This is a genomic window from Nocardia sp. CA-151230 (genome assembly GCF_050942175.1).
In the GTDB taxonomy this organism is placed as follows: domain Bacteria; phylum Actinomycetota; class Actinomycetes; order Mycobacteriales; family Mycobacteriaceae; genus Nocardia.
In genome coordinates, this window is record NZ_CP192061.1 from 4601175 (window position 1) to 4618568 (window position 17394).

The window sequence follows — 17394 nt, forward strand, 5'->3', positions numbered from 1 at the left end:
GGACGGCTTCTCGTCCGACCGCGCCGATCGAGTATGCACCGGGCGATCCGCCCGGCGATACGGAGGCCCGGCTACTCGTACCGGACCCGCCAGTGCTTGATGCCGTTGATCCACCCCGACCGCAGCCGCTCCGGAGCAGCGACCTCGGACAGGTTCGGCATCGCGTCGGCGATGGCATTGAACATGAGATCGATCTCGAGCCGGGCGAGATTCGCGCCGACACAGTAGTGCGCGCCGGTGCCGCCGAAGGCCAGATGCGGATTGGGGTCGCGGAGAATGTCGAATCGGAAGGGGTCGTCGAAGGCGTCCTCGTCGAAATTGGCGGAGCTGTAGAACAATCCGAGCCGCTGGCCCCGCCGGATCGGCTGTCCGCCCAGTTCGGTGTCGGCGGTGGCGGTGCGCTGGAAGGCGGTCACCGGCGTCGCCCAGCGCACGATCTCGTCGGGTGCGGTGCGCGGGCGCTGCCGCCGGTAGAGCTCCCACTGCTCGGGGTTGTCGATGAACGCCTTCATACCGTGAGTGATGGCATTGCGGGTGGTTTCGTTGCCCGCCACCGCCAGCAGGATGACGAAGAAGCCGAATTCGTCCGAGCCCAGCGCTTCCCCGTCGAGATCGGCGTGCACGAGCCGGCTGACAATGTCGTCGAGCGGGTCGACGCGGCGCTGTTCTGCCATGTTCCAGGCGTAACCGAGGATCTCCATCGATGCGTTGGTCGACGAGATCGTGGTGGTGTTGTCACCGTATTCCGGATCGTCGTAGTTGAGCATCTGATTGGACCAGTCGAACAGCTTGCGCCGATCCTCCTGTGGCACGCCCAGCAATTCGGCGATCGCCTGCAACGGCAGTTCGCACGCCACCTGCTCGACGAAGTCGCCGCCGCCGGACTTCCGCGCCGCGTGCACGATCGCGGCCGCCCGGTCGGCCAGTGCGCCGCGCAATCCCTCGATCGCGCGCGGGCCGAAGCCCTTCGAAATGATGCGCCGGATCTTGGTGTGCTTGGGCGGATCCATGTTCAGCAGCAGCGCGCCGGTGAGCTCGATCTGCTCGGGGGTGATCTCGCCGGGCAGGCGGATCACCGCGCCCTTGGACCGGGCGGAGAACAGCTCCGCGTTGCGCGAGATCTCCTTGATGTCCTCGTGCTTGGTGACCACCCAGTAGCCGCCGTCGCGGAATCCGCCGGACTGGGCGTCGGTCTGGGGGTTCCACCACACCGGGGCGGTGCGGCGCAGCCGGGCGAATTCTTCGACGGGGTTACGGGTCTCCCACAGTGCCGGATCGGTGAAATCGAATCCGGGGGGAATGGACGGCGCGGACACGGCTGCCTCCTGACGGGCCGACATCGTTGTGGACCGGGACGGATTCAGCGACGGCGGCGCCGGTAGCGGACCCGGCACGGCTGCTGCAACTGCACCACCATCTTGGAGTGGTCGTTGCGGTAGGTCTCCGACGGCTGCGCCAGCTCGAATTCCCAGTCCCGCAACAGGATGGAGAAGATCGCCTTGAGCTGCATGAGCGCGAACGGCGCGCCCACACAGCGGTGGCGGCCCGCACCGAAGGGGATCCAGGTCCAGCGATTGACCAGATCCTCCTGCCGCGGATCCAGATAGCGGCCCGGGTCGAAGGTGTCCGGGTCCGGGAAGTCCTCCGGTATCCGGTTGGAGATGGCGGGCGTGGCGGCCACCATGTCGCCCGCCTCGATCCGGTGCCCGCACACCTCGAACCGGGCACGGGCGATACGCATGAGGATGATCAGCGGCGGGTGCAGGCGCAGCGCCTCCTTGAGCGCGGCCTCCAGATTCGGAATCTGGCGCAGCGCATGGTGACTGACCTCCGCGCCGTCGGCGTACAGCTCGTCGAGCTCGGTCACCACCGCGGCCAGCGTCTCCGGGTGGCGCAGCAGTTCGATGATGGTCCAGGCCGCGGTGCCGGAGGTGGTGTGGTGCCCGGCGAACATCATGGAGATGAAGATGCCGGTGATCTCGCTGGCCGAGAAACGCGGCACGCCGTTCTCGTCCTTGACCGAGATCAGGACGTCGAGCATGTCGCGGTCGTCCTTGCCGGTCGGCGGATTCGCCTCACGCTGATCCATGATCGCCTGCACCAGCTCGACCAGTGCGGCGCGGGCCGCGTCGCGGCGGCGGAAGCTCTCGATCGGCGCGTAGGGGTCGACGTAGGCCAGTGCGTCGGTGCCCTGCTCGAGTTCGTGGTAGAGATGCGCGAAGCGGGAGTCCAGCTGCTCGCGGAACTTGCGGCCGATCAGGCAGGCCGAGGACGTGTAGATGGTCAGCTCGGCGAAGAATTCGAGCAGATCGATCTCGCCCTCGTCCGCCCAGCCGGCCAGCATGCGATCCACCTCGCGGGCGATGGTGGTCGCGTGCCCGCGCATGTGGTCCGCGCGCAGCGCCGAATTGTGCAGCATCTCCTTGCGGCGTTCGGGCGGCGCGTCGAAGACAACGCCCTCGCCGAAGATCGGCTTCATGAACGGATAGGCCGCACCCTGATCGAGGTCCTCGTCGCTGGCGCGGAAGAAGAACTCGTTGGCCTCGGCGCCCGACAGCAGGATGACATCGCGCCCCGCGAGTTCGAAGGCTCCGATATCGCCGCATTCGGCGCGCACCCGCCGCATCAGCGCGATGGGATCGGTGCGGAACTCCTCCAGGTGTCCGTGCTCATCCGCGCCCCCGGACACTCGCTGCGGCTTGACCAGCGTCATTGGAAATCCTTCCACGAATAACCTTGTCCAGACACATGGTGGACATGTGTCCGGACGGTACTATGGTTGGCGGCGCGCGACAAGGTCTGTGGCCGGCGTCGGACGTTGAATCGGATCGGCGGACGCGCTTTCGCGGCGTGTGCGTGCTCCGATGACCAAGGGCCACTTGGTGATCGGCTGCACGCGAAGGTGCCCAGCCCCTGGTTGCGATGGGTGACCGGTGGGGCTCGTGGTGTTCATCGGGATCGGTGTGTGACGGTTCGCCGCCCGTCGATCACTCGGTTGCGGGAGCTGCCAGCAGTCGCCGCGCGGACGCTTCCAGGAGATCGGCGACCTGCTCGTAGGAGAGCAGGCCCATCCCGGCCTGGAGCAGCGCGCCGGCGTAGAGCAGCTCCAGCATCGAAACCCGTTCGGGGTCATCGGATCCCAGTGCCTCGGCGAGGCGGCCGCGGATTTCCCGGCCGATGCGCACCCGCAGATGCCGGACGTCGGGATCGTCGCCCAGCAGTGCGTTGCTGACCGCGCCGGCGAGAGCTGGGTCATGGGCCACGAGCAGGGATACCTGGCGCAGCACGGCGACCACCCGGGTGGCCGGGTCCCCGGTGGCGGTGTCCAGTTTCGGGGTTGCGACCAGTCGCCGCCAGAACACCTCCGAGATCAGGTGCTCCTTGGACGAGAAGTACGTGTAGGCGGTGGCGGTGCCGACTCCCGCGGCCGCGGCGACGAGCCGAATCGTCGTGCCGGAGAAGCCTTCCCGGGACAACACCTCGACTGCCGCCGCGGTGAGGCGGTCGACGGTGTCGGCCTGCTTCTCGGTGAGACGCCGTCGGGTTGCCTCGATGCCGGTGGATGCGAGTTCGGACATGTGTCTGGATGATACTGAGGCCCGGAAGTCTGGACTAGTGTCTGTATTGGCTTCCAGGTCTGTGATAACGTCGCTGGACCTGCGAAAGGGCCGGCATGCAGATCACCGACGCGATGATGGACGGTCAGCTGCGTGCGACCGGTGTGTGGTTGCGGCGCATGGGGTCTCGGCACAGTGAACGGCGGCTTCGCGCCGCCGGGGCTCTGGTCGACGGGCTGCTGTGGCTCGCGCGGGCCCGCCGTCCGAAAACCCTGCGGGTCGAGGAATTCGGAATCGATCGCGGCGACGGAACGCGGCTGCGCGTGGTCGTCTATTCGCCGCCGGCGCCCACCACGGCCGCGGCCGGGCTGCTCTGGCTGCACGGGGGCGGATACTTCCTCGGGCGACCGGAACAGGACATGCGGATCTACCGGCGATTGGCCGAGCGGACCGGCTGCGTGGTCGTCGCGCCCGACTATCGGCTCAGCGTCGCCCACCCGTATCCGGCGGCCCTCTACGACGGCTACGCCGCCTTGATCTGGATGCGCGACAACGCGATTCGGCTCGGCATCCGCGAGGATCAGCTGGCGGTCGCGGGGGAGAGCGCCGGCGGGGGACTGACCGCCGCGCTCACCCTGCTCGCGCGGGACCGTGGCGAGGTGAACATCGCCTTCCAGATGCCGATCTATCCCATGCTCGACGACCGGCAGTCCACCGAATCGGCGCGCGAGAACGACGCGCCCCTGCTCGATTCGGTCACGCTGGCCTCGGCGTGGAAGCTGTATCTGCGGGATCTGCATGGGACGCAGCGGGTTCCGGTGTACGCGGCGCCCGCGCGGGCCGGTGATCTGCGAGGTCTGCCACCGACCTTCACCTATGTCGGGGGCCTCGAGCCGTTCCGGGACGAGACGATCGCCTACGTGAACGGCCTGCGATCCTGCGGCGTGCCGGTGGAGTTCGAGGTCCATCCCGGCTGCTGGCACGGGTTCGACCGGCTCGTTCCCCGCGCCGCGGTGAGCCGGCGGGCGTTTCGATCGCGGGAACGGTGGCTGCGTCGTGCGCTGGACACCTACGTCGCGCCACAACCCGGAACTGACCGGGACCGGGCCTGAGGGCATCCCAGCCCCCTACCGGACAAACGAATACACGACTCTCTGTGCGCAGTGGGAGGGCAGCAGGCATGGTCAAGCCGCCGCTATCGATGAAGCCGACGGGATGGTTCCAGGTGGCCTGGTCGCCGGAGATCGCCGTCGGGGACGTGCACCGGATGACGTACTTCGGCCGTGACCTGATCGCCTGGCGTTCCGCGGCGGGCGCGGTGACCGTGATGGACGCCTACTGCGAGCATCTCGGCGCGCACCTCGGATTCGGCGGCCGCGTCGACGGTGAGCGCATCGTCTGTCCCTTCCACGGCTGGGAATGGGACCGCGACGGGCGCAATGTGTGCATCCCCTACGAGAACCGGCCCAACCGGGGACGGCGCATGCGCACCTATCCGGTGACCGAGCGCAACGAATCCATCTATATCTGGCACGATATCGACGGTCGCGCACCGTATTTCGATGTGCCCGACGTCTTCGCGGGATTCGGCGACGCCGGCAGCGCGGCCGACTACTACCCGGCCCATCCGCAGGGCACCCTCTACCGGGAGCGGCTCGAACTGCATCCGCAGTACGTGCTCGAGAACGGCGTCGACTTCGCGCATTTCACGTTCGTGCACAAGGTTCCGTTCGTTCCCGAGTTCACCCGCCACGACTTCGACGGCCCGGTGTCCCATTTGGACTTCACCGTGACCTTCGGCGACGCCACCGGGATGACCGCCGACGATATGGCCAGCGGTGTCGAGGCGATCAATGCCGGACTCGGCGTCGCGGTGACCAAGAGCTGGGGCATGATCGACAATCGCACCATCTCCGCGGTCACTCCGGTCGACGACGACACCTGCGATGTCCGCTTCACCGTGTGGGCCGGGCGTACCCCCGGTGACAACAGTGCCACCGCGCCGCCGTGGGCCGAGCGGGTGATGCGGGCGGTGATCGACCAGTTCCTGGCCGACGTGCATATCTGGTCGCACCAGCGCTATTCGGATCCACCCGCGCTGGCCCGCTCCGAATACGACGGATTCATGGCCCTGCGCACCTGGGCCGCCCAGTTCTATCCGCAATCCTGATCACACGAAAGGCGATGCCGCCCATGGTATCTGCGTTCCCCCGGCGGCCGATCCGGGTCTTCCAGGTGGCGACCGGCAATGTCGGCACCGAGATGATCAAGCGCATCGGCGCCCATCCCGACCTCGAACTGGTCGGATTGCACTGCTACACACCGGAGAAGATCGGCCGCGACGCCGGCGAGCTGGCCGGGCTCGAGCCCATCGGGATCACCGCGACCGGCTCGGTCGACGACATCATCGCCGCACGGCCCGACGTGGTGACCTTCCACGGCGTGTTTCCCGACGAGGACCTCTATGTCCGGGTCCTCGAGGCCGGAATCGACATTGTCACCACAGCGGATTGGATCACCGGTCACCACCGCGACAGCAATCATCCGCACCCCTCCGGTCGGCGGACGTCCGAGGTTCTCGAGGAGGCCTGCCGCCACGGTGGGTCGACGTTCTACGGCACCGGCATGAATCCCGGGCTGACCCAGATCCTCGGCGTGGTCCACAGCTGCGATGTCGCCGATCTCGAGAACGTGACCGTCATCGAATCGGTCGACGTGTCCTGCCACCATTCGGTGGGCTCCTGGCAGATGGTCGGATACGGCCGCCCCGTCGACGATCCCGCGATTCCTGCCATGCTGGAGAAGGGCACTCGCGTATTCGCCGACGGCGTCCACCTGATGGCGGACTGCTTCGGCCTGGAACTCGACGAGGTCACCTTCGGCTACGAACTCGGCGCCTGCACCAAGGACATCGATCTGGGCTGGTATCAGCTGCCGAAAGGTTCGCTGGGCGCCAACTACATCAAATACCAGGGCCTCGTTGCCGGCGTGCCGAAGGTGGAAGTCCACGTCGAATGGCAGATGACCCCGCACACCGAGCCGCACTGGAACGTCCAAGGCTGCTACATCACGAAAATCACCGGCGACCCCTGCATTTCGAGCAAACACCGCGTCCTGCCCAAATGTGGCACCGACTTCACCGACCCCGCCGCCTTCGCCTCCGTCGGCATGACGGTCACCGGCCTCCCCGCCCTCAATGCCATCCCCGCCGTCGTCGCCGCCCCACCGGGCATCATCACCAGCGCCGACCTCCCCTTGCGCGCCTTCGCCGGGCGATTCGAGCAGTAGCCGGCCATCGCAACGGCTCTGCGACGTCGATGACCTCGTGACCCTCTGCGCGATGCTCGGTGCGCGCCGGACTCACGTAGTATCGCCCGAGGTAGTTCGCTCCTCGAAACCCGTTGCGGTGGCGGGTGATCGGGACCTGACAGGGGGTTTGCATGGGCAAGGACTGGGTGCGTGAGGCGGAGTCGCTGACCGCGGAGGTGCTCGAAGGGCGCGCCGCGGAGGTGGATCGCGGCGGGCTGATTCCGCCCGCGCACTTCGAAGCGCTCGCCGAACGGGGGTTCTACGGGTTTCCGCTGTCGGACGGTATGACTCCGGAAACCCTGATCGATACCGCGGCGACCGTCATCAGCGGTTGCCTGGCAACGGGGTTCGTGTGGGCGCAGCACCTGGGTGCGCTGCGCTCGGTCGTGGCCGGCAGCAATCGGGACCTGCTTGAGCGGTACCTCGCCGAGATGATGAGCGGCGCCTATCGCTGCGGTGTCTCCTACGCGGGAACTCGCACCGAGCCGACTCTGTTCGCCGAGCCGGTCGACGGTGGATACGTGCTCACCGGCACGACGCCCTTCGTGACCGGGTGGGGTTACATCGATGCGGTCGCCACCGCCGCGCGCGTGCGTGAGGGGGCGGCCGAATCGGTGGTGACGCTGTTGGTGCCGGTGCGTGAGGCGGAGAACATTCGCGCCGAACGGCTCTCGTTGATCGCTGCGGACGCCAGTGCCACGGTGAGGCTGACCTTCGACGGCGCGTTCGCGGGTGACGAGCTCGTGCTCGACGTGAAAGCTGTCGCAGTCGGGCCGGAAGGCGGTGTCGCGCTCAGTGATTGGGTCAATGGCGGACTGGTACTGGGCGTCCTGATGCGTTGTGTGCGATTCCTGGAGGACTTCGGCGCGGAGGCTGCCCCGCACGCGGCGCGGCTCGCCGGCCTGCGGGAGCGCTACGGCCGGGCGATCGGCGACATCACGGCGACCCACGCCCTGCGCGCGGAGATGGCGCACGCCGCGGTGAATGCCGCAGCGGCGGGCGTCGTCTGCTCCGGCAGCCGGTCCGCCGTTGCCGGCGCGACCGCGGAGCGACTGCTCCGGCAGGCGACCTTCGCCCTGATCGCCACGACTCGCGATCCCATCAAATCCGCGCTGCTGCAGGCGCTTCAGCCCAGCCCGCAGCCGGTCGGGAGCTGACCGGAACGCGTCGCGGCCGCCGGCTACCGCCTCGCTGCTCGGGTCGAATCAGCACGGGGTGGCGACCAGGCGCATCCCGGGCCACGGATCCGGTGGAGGCCGCGACCTGGTGACAGAAGCCGGCCGATCCGAACTGTGATCGAGGTCAGGCGATGACCTGTTCGGCCCGTTCACGCTCGGTGTACAGGGTCCAGTAGGTCTGCGCGATCTCGTCGGGGGAGCGGTGGGGGATGCCGTCGGGGGCAGTCGCCGCGATCATGAGGTTGATGGCGGTGGTGGCGGCGTAGATGCCGGTGCCGGTGAGCGCGTTGTGCAGGTTGAGCGCCCAGTTGCGTAGGCCGGCTTGGGCGATGTTCACGGTGGCCAATTGCGGATACGGCGAGATCGCGCCGCCGCCGGTGGTGAACAGCAGCGTGCCCGAACCGGCGGCCAGCATCGCGGGCAGTACCGCCTGGGTGGCGGCGACCGCGCCGAACAGGTACTGGTCTATCTGGGGTCGCAGATTCTCGATCGTGACGTCCTTCGGCTCGACCACGACCAGGCCCGCGTGCGGCGAGAACTCCAGGACGTCGATGGCACCGAAACGTGCTGCGGCATCGGTCAATGCTGTGGTGAGAGCGGCGTGGTCACCGGTGTCGGCGGCGAATCCGGCCGCGGTGGTGCCGGATTCGGCCAGTTCACGGACCAGGGCGTCGAGTGAATCCTTGTTGCGGGCGATCAGGGCGACGTCGAATCCGTTGCCGCCGAAGACTTTCGCGAGGGACAGTCCCAGACCGGGTCCGGCTCCGACGATGGCGATAGTGGGCATGCGAGTACTCCTCGATGATCTGATGGGAACGGCCGCCGAGTCAGGAACGCTCGGGGTCGATGGCGGCCAGGAGACGCTCGGAAATAGCGCCGAGCTGCCGCTGCTGGGTCTTGGTCAGAGCATCGAAGACGAGTCGGCGCACCTCCTCGACATGCGAAGGCGCACTGGCGACAACCTTGTCCCACCCGTCCGGGGTCAGGACAGCACGCGTCGCGCGCCCATCATCCGGATCCGGTTCCCGCCGCACCCACCCGCGCTTCTCCAGCTTGGCCACCACATTGGACAGCCGCGACAGCGATCCGCCCGTGAAATGCGAGAGCCTACTCATCCGCAACGCCCCCTCTGAATCCGAGGACAGCGCCGACAACACCAGATAGTCGAAATGGCTGATATCAGCATCCCGCTGGATCTGGGTGTCCAGTGCGGCGGGCAGCCGGATCAGCAGATAGGCGAAGGCATGCCAGATCTGCTGCTCGTCGGCATCCAGCCACTGCGGTTCGCGCTGCTCTCCCATGACCCCACCATAGCTTCAAACTTGAAGTGTTTGGAAGTGACTATTACTACAATGTTGAAGTTACTGGGGTCGGTCGATGCGTGCCCGCCCGGAGGCGGAAATGCGGTTCGCACAGGGTCTGCCGTGATGGCCGCAGGTGCGGTCGCCGGATCTGGCGCGGTGTCACTGCGAGCGCGACGGTGTCGGTGAGGTGGCGGTGGTTTTCGAGCGCCGTCGTACGGCCCTGCCGGGATGACACGCGGGATTGATCAGCGGCTGAGGATTCGCCGGATCCAGGTGTCGCGGGCGGTGTCCTGATGACCCTGGCACCACTGGTCGGCCGGTATGGCGGCGCGAACCTGGGCGACGTGGGCGCCGCAGCCGGACCAGGTGGTTTTGCCGCAGGACCGGCATCGGGTGGGGTGGCACATGAATGGTTCCTCCGGGGGTGTCAGGCGGGGGATTCGCCGGATTCGACGGCGTCGGCGAATTCGCAGAACGCCTCGTAGGCGCGGGCGCCGTGAATAGTGGCGGGGCCGCCGTGCATGAGGAAGGTGACGCCGATTGCCTCGGCCGCCTCCTGCCTGGTCGCGCCGGCGCGCGCCGCGGCCTGACCGTGTGAGGCGATGCAGCCGTCGCAACCCTCGACCACCCCGATGGCCAGCGCGATCAGCTCCTTGGTCTTGCGGTCCAGCGCGCCCGGTGCGAACGCCGCCTTGCTGAGCTCGCCGAAACCCTTGTACACCTCGGGAATCGCACGCCGCAGCTCCCGATGGAGCGGAGACAAATCGTTCAGGACGGCCTTACCGTGCGGCGAGGCGTGGATGACATCGGTCGGTGCGGACATGGCTACTCCTTCGGCTGCTTCGGCGAGGCACGGCATCGTCGGATCGGCCGCGTCGCGGATACCCCATGGGGTATGAATGCAGGCTAGCATACCCCTGGGGGTATATGCCGCGATGTGCCTCACACCGGCCGTCCCGGCTGCTGAAGCGAGGTGCTGACCGTCAGTCCAACCCGAGGACCACTGCGTTGCCGTCGTGATCGTCGGTAGAGGCAGTGGCGGTCCGGATCTTGGATCGTTCACGCCGATCCCGGCGACTCACTCACCGTGGCGGCGTTTAACCAGGTGGTGAACCAGTCGCGTGCGAGCTCCGCGGCCTTGTGCAGGGTGCCGGGTTCCTCGAACAGGTGCGTCGCGCCCGGCACCTCCATCAGCGCAGTTTCACACGACATCGCCTCGGCCGCCTGGCGATTCAGATCCATCACGAGGTGATCGCGGCTGCCGACGATGAACAGGGTCGGAGCGCGCACCGCGGTCAAGGCATGGCCGGCCAGATCGGGTCGCCCGCTCCGGGACACCACCGCGGCCACGTTCACGCGCGGGTCGGCGGCGGCGTACAAGGCCGCCGCAGCCCCGGTACTGGCCCCGAAGTACCCGACCGGCAGACCTTCGACGTGCTGCTGGCGGGTCAGCCAGGCGGTGACGTCGATCAGTCGCCGGGCGAGCAGGTCGATGTCGAACACGTTGGCGCGGTTGATTTCCTCGGCCGTGGTGAGCAGGTCGAACAGCAGTGTGGCCAGCCCGGCCTGCTGCAATAGCTCGGCGACGTACCGGTTGCGGGGGCTGTGGCGGCTGCTGCCGCTGCCATGGGCGAATACCACCACACCGATCGGATGCTCCGGAACGGTGAGGAGTCCGGCGAGTTCGATCTTCCCGGCCCGCACACGCACCTCCTCGTCACGCAGTGGCGGATCGGCCGCCGGATCCCGTTGGGGTAACGCGGCCCGTGCCGCGGCGTGGTCCAGCAGTTCGACGACCTCGTCGTCGGTGGTTTGCCCGAAATGGTGATACCACCGGCCGACCGCATAGAAGAACGTCGGCTGCTCGATACAGATCACCTCGTCGGCCTCCCGCGCCAGCGTTTGCAGCGCATGTCTGGACGCGACCGGGACCGCCAGCACGACCTGGGAGGCGCCTTGCGCCCTGGCGACCTGACACGCTGCGCACGCGGTGGCCCCGGTCGCGAACCCGTCGTCGACGATCACCGCGATGCGGTCGGTCAACGGGATGTGCGATCGCCCGGCTCGGAAACGGGCTGCGCGGTGGTCCAATTCCCAGCGCTCACGTTGCTCCACCAGCGCCATCTCCGTGTCGGTGAGATCCGCGCGCTTCACCACGGCGTCGTTGATCACCCGGATCCCGTCTTCCCCGATGGCGCCGAAAGCAAGCTCCGGCTGGTGGGGCACGCCCAGTTTCCGCACGACGATGACATCCAGCGGTGCGTCCAGCGACCGGGCCACTTCGTACGCGACGGGGATGCCGCCGCGGGGCAGCCCCAGCACGACGACATCCTTGCCGCGCAGCGTCACCAGCCGTTCCGCCAGCCGTCGGCCCGCCTCGGCGCGATCCTCGAAGAACATCGAAACCTCCTGGTAGACAGGCCCCTTCAACCTCAAAATCGCGACCCTCAACGGCAGATCCGACTGTCACCGGTTGAGCGGGTCGATGGTTCTCGGTGACCGATCACGGGCCTTGAAACGCGGGAACAGCCCCGCCCATCGGCGCATGCGGCCGTGGTGTCCGTGCTGCATATCGCGCGCTGTAGTCCTGACGCACTTCGTTTCGGATCGGTGTCGAACACGGCGGCAGCAAACCTCATCATCGAGGGCGGCCGGACCCCACCGCGAGAGGCGAAAGTCCTGGCCTGCGCCCTTTCATCGATCGCGACGGAGCTGCGCTGGATGGCCGGCCAACTCGAACCGATTGCTCAGTCGTGCCGCCGGGGCCCTACCGCCTGGGGCGGGGTGCCGTTCCCGCGTGCATGAGCGGTGGCTCGTCGTGGCGGGGCGTTTGGTCGACGCGGGAGGAATTGCGGCCGAATGGCTTCGGCGCGATGTCATTCGCCGCTCATCAGCGCTGGACCACGTCCTTTCGGGCCCTCCGGCAGGCGAACGGGGACCTTTGCCGCTCCCGATCCGGCACCGCCCCCGGCCAGACTCGAAACCGTACGACGAACCAGCGACTGTTCGGCGAACAGGGGCTCCACATGACCATCGGTGAGACCGTGACCATCGACCGGACGGGCCTTGATCGACTTGTCGACGTGCTCGGAGAGCACGGCTATCGAGTAATCGGCCCGCAGGTCCGCGATGGCGCGATCATCCTGGACGAACTCGACTCGGGTGCCGCGCTACCCGACGGGTGGGGCGTGCGCACCGAGCCGGGACGGTATCGGCTGTACCGCCGCGACGACGAAGCCGTCTTCTCGCATTCGGCGGGACCGGGATCGTGGAAAGAGTTTCTCCAGCCGCCGCACCGCAAGCTCGCACAGCTCGACGCGGACCTGAATTCCGAAGCGGTACAGGAGATTCCGGTGCCAACCGCATTCCTCGGCGTGCGCGGCTGCGATCTCGCCGCGATCGCGGTCCTGGGCCGAGTGCTGGGCGGCGTGGATACGGCCTTCGCGGCCCGGAGCAAGGAGCTGTTCATCATCGCGGTGAACTGCACCGAGCCCGGCGGGGTGTGCTTCTGCGCCTCGATGGGCACCGGCCCGGGTGTCTCCTCCGGCTACGATCTCGCCCTCACCGAACGCCTCGACGACACCGGACACCGGTTCCTCGTCGATGCGGGCACCGATGCGGGCACTCGGATCATCGCCGAACTCGTCACCGAACCGGCCTCGGACGCCGAGATCTCGGCGGCGCGGACCGACGTCGCGGCGGCGGCCGGCCGAATGGGCCGCAGCATGCCGGACGTCGATGTGCGCGAGGTGATTCGCCGCTCTCGCGAGTCCCCGCACTGGGAGGACGTCGCGAGCCGCTGCTTCGCCTGTGCCAATTGCACCATGGTGTGCCCCACCTGTTTCTGTACCACCACCGAGGATGTCACCGACCTCACCGGCGCCCACGCCGAACGCTGGGAGCGCTGGGCCTCGTGTTTCGAACTGGACTTCTCCTATCTGCACGGCGGCAGTGTCCGGCAGTCCGGGGAGAGCCGGTACCGGCAGTGGCTCAGCCACAAACTGGGCACCTGGTACGACCAGTTCGGCAGTTCCGGCTGTGTGGGCTGCGGGCGATGCATCGCGTGGTGCCCGGCGGGCATCGACCTGACCGTTGAGCTCGCCAGGCTCGCCGAACTGGCGGAGGCTGGTGATGATGACCACCGCTGACGACCTGTCCACCTTCTCTTCGCTCGCCGCGCTGGATCACGCGAAACTCGAGACCCTCGCCCGTGCGGGGCGGGACGTCGACTATCCCGCCGGGCAGCGCCTGATCGCGGAAGGTCATCGGGCGGACCGGTGCTGGCTCATCCGCTCGGGAAGCGTGGTGCTGGACGCGACGGTGCCCGGACGCGGCGATGTTGCGATACAAACTCTCGGCCCCGGCGATTTGCTGGGCTGGTCCTGGCTGGTGCCGCCCTACCGCTGGCACTTCGGTGCCGTCACCACCGAACCCGTGCACGCGATCGAATTCGATTCGGCCCGGCTGGCCGAGTTCGCCGACACCGACCCGAAATTCGGGCACGCGCTGACGCTGTTGCTCTTCGAAGCACTCTTGGAACGGCTGCAGGCCACCCGGGCCAGGCTGCTCAACCTCTATCGCAACTCGGGCGAAACCTGCACGACCGCGCCGCTGCGCCTGGGTGAGGCCGGAGGTAGGCGATGAGCTGCGCGCTACCCACTCACCCGACACCGGATCCCGACATCATGCTCCGTTATCGTCTGGCCGACCGTGTCCCGCAGACCGCCGACACCGTGACCCTGTTGCTCGCACCGATCGACGCTGCGGCACAACGATTCCGGGCCGGGCAGTTCATGATGCTCTACCGGTTCGGGGTCGGTGAGATCGCCATCTCGATCAGCGGGAATCCCTGTGGCCCGGATGATCTGCTCGAGCACACCATCCGCTCGGTCGGCGCGGTGAGCGCCGCCCTCCACGATGCCCCGGTCGGTGCGGTGATCGGCGTGCGCGGACCGTTCGGCACCGGATGGGATCTCGACTCCGCCGCCGACCGCGATCTGATCATCGTCGGTGGTGGGGTCGGTATGGCACCCTTGCGCCCGGTGGTGCTGGAGGTGCTGGCGCGGCGCGCCGAGTACCGGAGGGTCGTGCTGATCACCGGTGCTCGAACCCCTGACGACATCCTCTTCCGGCACGACCAGCGCTCGTGGTTCCAAGGCGGCGCGATCGAACTGCACCAGACGGTCGACCACCCGGCTCCGGGGTGGACGGGACGGATCGGGTTCGTCACAGAACCCCTCGGAAAGCTCGTCGTCGACCCCGCGCGCACCACCGCGTTCCTGTGCGGACCGGAACCGATGATGCGGTTCTGCGCGCAGACATTGCTGCGTAAGGGCATGCCCCCCACCGACATCCGGATGTCCCTGGAACGTAATATGCAGTGCGGCGTCGCCCGGTGCGGCCACTGCCAGCTCGGTCCGCTACTGGTCTGCCGGGACGGCCCGGTCGTGGACTACGCGGTGGCCGGACCACTGATCTCGGTGCGGGAGCTGTAATGGCCACCCCGACCCTCGCGGTATGGAAGTTCACCTCCTGCGACGGCTGTCAGCTCACCCTGCTGGACTGCGAAGACGAGCTGCTGACTCTCGCGGGCCGGGTCCGCATCGCCCATTTCACCGAGGCATCCAGCACGGCCGAACCCGGGCCCTATGATGTGTCGCTGGTCGAGGGTTCGGTTTCCACACCGGAGGAGCTCCGTCGGATCGCCGAAATCCGTGCGCAGTCGCGAATTCTCGTCACGATCGGTGCCTGTGCCTGCCACGGCGGCATTCAGGCGCTGCGCAATTTCGCCGACGTCGCCGAGTTCGCGTCGGTGGTGTACGCCAGCCCCCAATACATTTCGACGCTGGCCACCGCGACACCGATCGCCGCGCACGTGCCGGTGGACTACGAGCTGCGGGGCTGCCCGATCGACCGCCGCCAACTCCTGGACACCCTGACCGCCCTGCTGGCCGGGCGGGCCCCCGACCTGCCGGACACCAGCGTGTGCACCGAATGCAAGCGCCGCGGCACCACCTGTGTCATGGTCGCCGACGGCATACCGTGCCTCGGTCCGGTCACCCAGGCCGGCTGCGGCGCCCTGTGCCCGGCCTACCATCGGGGCTGCTACGGCTGCTTCGGCCCGATGGCGCGGCCCAATATCGGTGCGCTGCTGCCGATCCTGCGCGTCAACGGCATGTCCGTCGACGATACCGACCGAGTGTTCAGCACATTCGCGGTGGGCGCGCCGCCCTTCGCGGAGAGGAAGCGGGATGAGCCATCGCAGTAGGCAATTGCGGGTCAGTTCGCTGGCCCGGGTGGAGGGCGAGGGCGCGCTGCGGGTCGTTGTCGAAGGCGGCCGGGTCGAGCGCGCGGAACTGAACATCTATGAGCCGCCGCGGTTCTTCGAGGCGTTCTTGCGGGGCAGGGGTTACACCGAGCCGCCCGATATCACCGCCCGAATCTGCGGTATCTGCCCGGTGGCCTACCAAACCAGTGCGTGCAACGCCCTCGAACAGCTCTGCGGCATTGAACTCGACGCGCCGCTCGCCGCTCTGCGGCGGTTGTTGTACTGCGGCGAATGGATCTCCAGTCACACGCTCCACATCCACCTGCTGCACATCCCGGACTTTCTCGGATATCCAGACGCCATCACCCTGGCCCGCGACCACCGGGAACTGGTGGAACACGGGCTGGCATTGAAGAAGGCGGGCAACGGTCTGCTCGAACTCATCGGCGGGCGCCCAATCCATCCGATCAACGTCCGCGTCGGCGGCTTCTTTTCCGTGCCCGCTCGCGCCGAGCTGGACGCGATCGCCGAACAGCTCCGCCGCGCACAGGAATACGCGCTCGAAACCGCGTATTTCGTTGCCGGATTCGAGTTCCCCGATTTGGAATTCGAGCACGACCTGCTCGCCGCCACCACACCGGAGCGTTACGCCATCGAGAACGGGACCGTCCAGACCAGCGCCGGATCGTCCTTTCCCGCCGCCGATTTCGGTGCCCACGTCATCGAGGAACAAGTGCCGCATTCCACCGCGCTGCACGCGCGGCTGGACGGCAGGCGCTACCTGACCGGTCCACTCGCCCGGTACAGTCTCAACTCCCGGCAGCTGTCACCGCTCGCGCGCGAGGTCGCCGCCGCGGTCGGTCTGGGATCGGAATGCCGTAACCCGTTCCGCAGCATCGTGGTTCGTGCTGTCGAAGTCGTGTATGCCATCGATGAAGCGCTCCGGCTGATCGGCGACTATGAACCGCCCGCCCGCCCGTTCGTCCCGAGCGCGCCGCGCGCCGGTATCGGACACGGGGTCAGTGAAGCCCCCCGTGGACTGCTTTATCACCGTTACGAAGTCGACGACAGCGGAACGGTACGCGCGGCCACCATCATCCCACCCACCTCTCAGAATCAGTCCGCGATCGAGGACGACCTGCGCCGGGTGGCCGAGAACAATCTCGAACTGGACGATGCGGCGCTGACGCGCCTGTGCGAACAGACAATTCGCAACTACGACCCCTGTATCTCGTGCTCGGCGCACTTCCTCGAACTCGACGTGGTGCGCCGATGAACCGGCCACGGGCGGTGGTGATCGGTGTCGGCAACGATTACCGGCGCGACGACGGCATCGGCCCGGAGGTGGTTCGCTACCTCGAAAAGCTCGGTCTACCGGGTGTTTCGGTAGAAATATGTGACGGCGAGGCCACCGGCCTGCTGGACCTGTGGGCCGATGCCGAGCTGGCGGTGGTGGTGGACGCCGTGCTCTGCGAGCCCTCGACCCCCGGCCGCATCTGGCGTACCACCGTCGACACCTTGCGCGGACTCACCCATGCCACCAGCTCTCACGCCCTGGGCATCCCCGATGCCCTGCCATTGGGCCGCATGCTGGACCGTGTCCCAGCGGAACTGGTCGTCATCGCGGTCGAGGCCCAGCGCCTCGATCTGGGTTTCGGCCTCTCCGGACCCGTGGCCGCCGCCCGCCCGGACGTAGTAGCGGCCGTGCTCGCCGAACTCGCCCGTCTGGGCATCACACCCAGCCACACGCGCTGACTCGGTCCGGGCCGGAGTCCGGG

Annotated in this window: 17 protein-coding genes; 10 read left to right on the forward strand and 7 right to left on the reverse strand. The window is 67.6% G+C overall.

Going from position 1 to position 17394, the window contains the following annotated elements; all coding sequences use genetic code 11:
* Window positions 1-71 precede the first annotated feature (71 nt).
* The 3 genes from ACQP1O_RS21610 to ACQP1O_RS21620 form a co-directional block, all read right to left on the reverse strand.
* Window positions 72-1316: a cytochrome P450 gene (locus ACQP1O_RS21610; protein ID WP_433560316.1), complete on the reverse strand. Its 1245-nt coding sequence runs from the start codon at window positions 1314-1316 to the stop codon at window positions 72-74.
* Between the two features lie 44 nt (window positions 1317-1360).
* Window positions 1361-2713 (reverse strand): cytochrome P450, encoded by a 1353-nt coding sequence (locus ACQP1O_RS21615; RefSeq protein WP_433560317.1) that lies wholly within the window; start codon window positions 2711-2713, stop codon window positions 1361-1363.
* 274 nt (window positions 2714-2987) lie between these two features.
* Entirely contained in the window at window positions 2988-3578 is a 591-nt protein-coding gene (locus ACQP1O_RS21620; protein ID WP_433560318.1) for a TetR/AcrR family transcriptional regulator, read from the reverse strand.
* A 95-nt stretch (window positions 3579-3673) separates the two neighbouring features.
* Here ACQP1O_RS21620 and ACQP1O_RS21625 point away from each other — a divergent pair, with 95 nt between their 5' ends.
* The 4 genes from ACQP1O_RS21625 to ACQP1O_RS21640 all read left to right on the forward strand — a co-directional run bounded on the left by ACQP1O_RS21625 (window position 3674) and on the right by ACQP1O_RS21640 (window position 8023).
* Entirely contained in the window at window positions 3674-4669 is a 996-nt protein-coding gene (locus ACQP1O_RS21625; protein WP_433560319.1) for an alpha/beta hydrolase, read from the forward strand.
* A 68-nt stretch (window positions 4670-4737) separates the two neighbouring features.
* Entirely contained in the window at window positions 4738-5727 is a 990-nt protein-coding gene (locus tag ACQP1O_RS21630; protein ID WP_433560320.1) for a Rieske 2Fe-2S domain-containing protein, read from the forward strand.
* 23 nt (window positions 5728-5750) lie between these two features.
* Entirely contained in the window at window positions 5751-6845 is a 1095-nt protein-coding gene (locus ACQP1O_RS21635) for an NAD(P)H-dependent amine dehydrogenase family protein (RefSeq protein ID WP_433560321.1), read from the forward strand.
* 152 nt (window positions 6846-6997) lie between these two features.
* Window positions 6998-8023, forward strand: a complete 1026-nt coding sequence (locus ACQP1O_RS21640) for an acyl-CoA dehydrogenase family protein (RefSeq protein WP_433560322.1) — start codon at window positions 6998-7000, stop codon at window positions 8021-8023.
* Between the two features lie 145 nt (window positions 8024-8168).
* Here ACQP1O_RS21640 and ACQP1O_RS21645 read toward each other — a convergent pair whose 3' ends face one another.
* The 4 genes from ACQP1O_RS21645 to ACQP1O_RS21660 all read right to left on the reverse strand — a co-directional run bounded on the left by ACQP1O_RS21645 (window position 8169) and on the right by ACQP1O_RS21660 (window position 11748).
* Window positions 8169-8831 (reverse strand): SDR family NAD(P)-dependent oxidoreductase, encoded by a 663-nt coding sequence (locus ACQP1O_RS21645; RefSeq protein ID WP_433560323.1) that lies wholly within the window; start codon window positions 8829-8831, stop codon window positions 8169-8171.
* 40 nt (window positions 8832-8871) lie between these two features.
* On the reverse strand, window positions 8872-9345 hold the full coding sequence (locus ACQP1O_RS21650; RefSeq protein ID WP_433560324.1) for a MarR family winged helix-turn-helix transcriptional regulator: 474 nt from the start codon (window positions 9343-9345) through the stop codon (window positions 8872-8874).
* Window positions 9346-9775: 430 nt separating this feature from the next.
* Window positions 9776-10150, reverse strand: coding sequence for a carboxymuconolactone decarboxylase family protein (locus tag ACQP1O_RS21655; RefSeq protein ID WP_433567747.1), 375 nt, complete (start codon window positions 10148-10150; stop codon window positions 9776-9778).
* A gap of 257 nt (window positions 10151-10407) precedes the next feature.
* A complete protein-coding gene (locus tag ACQP1O_RS21660) occupies window positions 10408-11748 on the reverse strand; it encodes an alpha/beta family hydrolase (RefSeq protein ID WP_433560325.1) in 1341 nt (446 codons plus the stop codon).
* Between the two features lie 626 nt (window positions 11749-12374).
* Here ACQP1O_RS21660 and ACQP1O_RS21665 point away from each other — a divergent pair.
* From ACQP1O_RS21665 to ACQP1O_RS21690, 6 genes are read left to right on the forward strand one after another with little or no spacing between them, the layout of a single operon-like run.
* Window positions 12375-13496: a 4Fe-4S dicluster domain-containing protein gene (locus tag ACQP1O_RS21665; RefSeq protein WP_433560326.1), complete on the forward strand. Its 1122-nt coding sequence runs from the start codon at window positions 12375-12377 to the stop codon at window positions 13494-13496.
* Window positions 13480-13992, forward strand: coding sequence for a cyclic nucleotide-binding domain-containing protein (locus ACQP1O_RS21670; RefSeq protein WP_433560327.1), 513 nt, complete (start codon window positions 13480-13482; stop codon window positions 13990-13992). Before ACQP1O_RS21665 ends, ACQP1O_RS21670 begins: the two co-directional genes overlap by 17 nt.
* A gap of 41 nt (window positions 13993-14033) precedes the next feature.
* The gene (locus tag ACQP1O_RS21675; protein ID WP_433560328.1) at window positions 14034-14843 is read left to right on the forward strand and encodes an FAD/NAD(P)-binding protein; all 810 of its coding nucleotides are present in this window, start codon (window positions 14034-14036) and stop codon (window positions 14841-14843) included.
* Entirely contained in the window at window positions 14843-15616 is a 774-nt protein-coding gene (locus tag ACQP1O_RS21680; protein ID WP_433560329.1) for an oxidoreductase, read from the forward strand. The genes ACQP1O_RS21675 and ACQP1O_RS21680 overlap by 1 nt, the downstream gene beginning before the upstream one ends.
* Window positions 15600-16892 (forward strand): Ni/Fe hydrogenase subunit alpha, encoded by a 1293-nt coding sequence (locus ACQP1O_RS21685; RefSeq protein ID WP_433560330.1) that lies wholly within the window; start codon window positions 15600-15602, stop codon window positions 16890-16892. The genes ACQP1O_RS21680 and ACQP1O_RS21685 overlap by 17 nt, the downstream gene beginning before the upstream one ends.
* Complete coding sequence (locus ACQP1O_RS21690) at window positions 16889-17371, forward strand: hydrogenase maturation protease (RefSeq protein ID WP_433560331.1); 483 nt, start codon at window positions 16889-16891, stop codon at window positions 17369-17371. The genes ACQP1O_RS21685 and ACQP1O_RS21690 overlap by 4 nt, the downstream gene beginning before the upstream one ends.
* Window positions 17372-17394 lie beyond the last annotated feature (23 nt).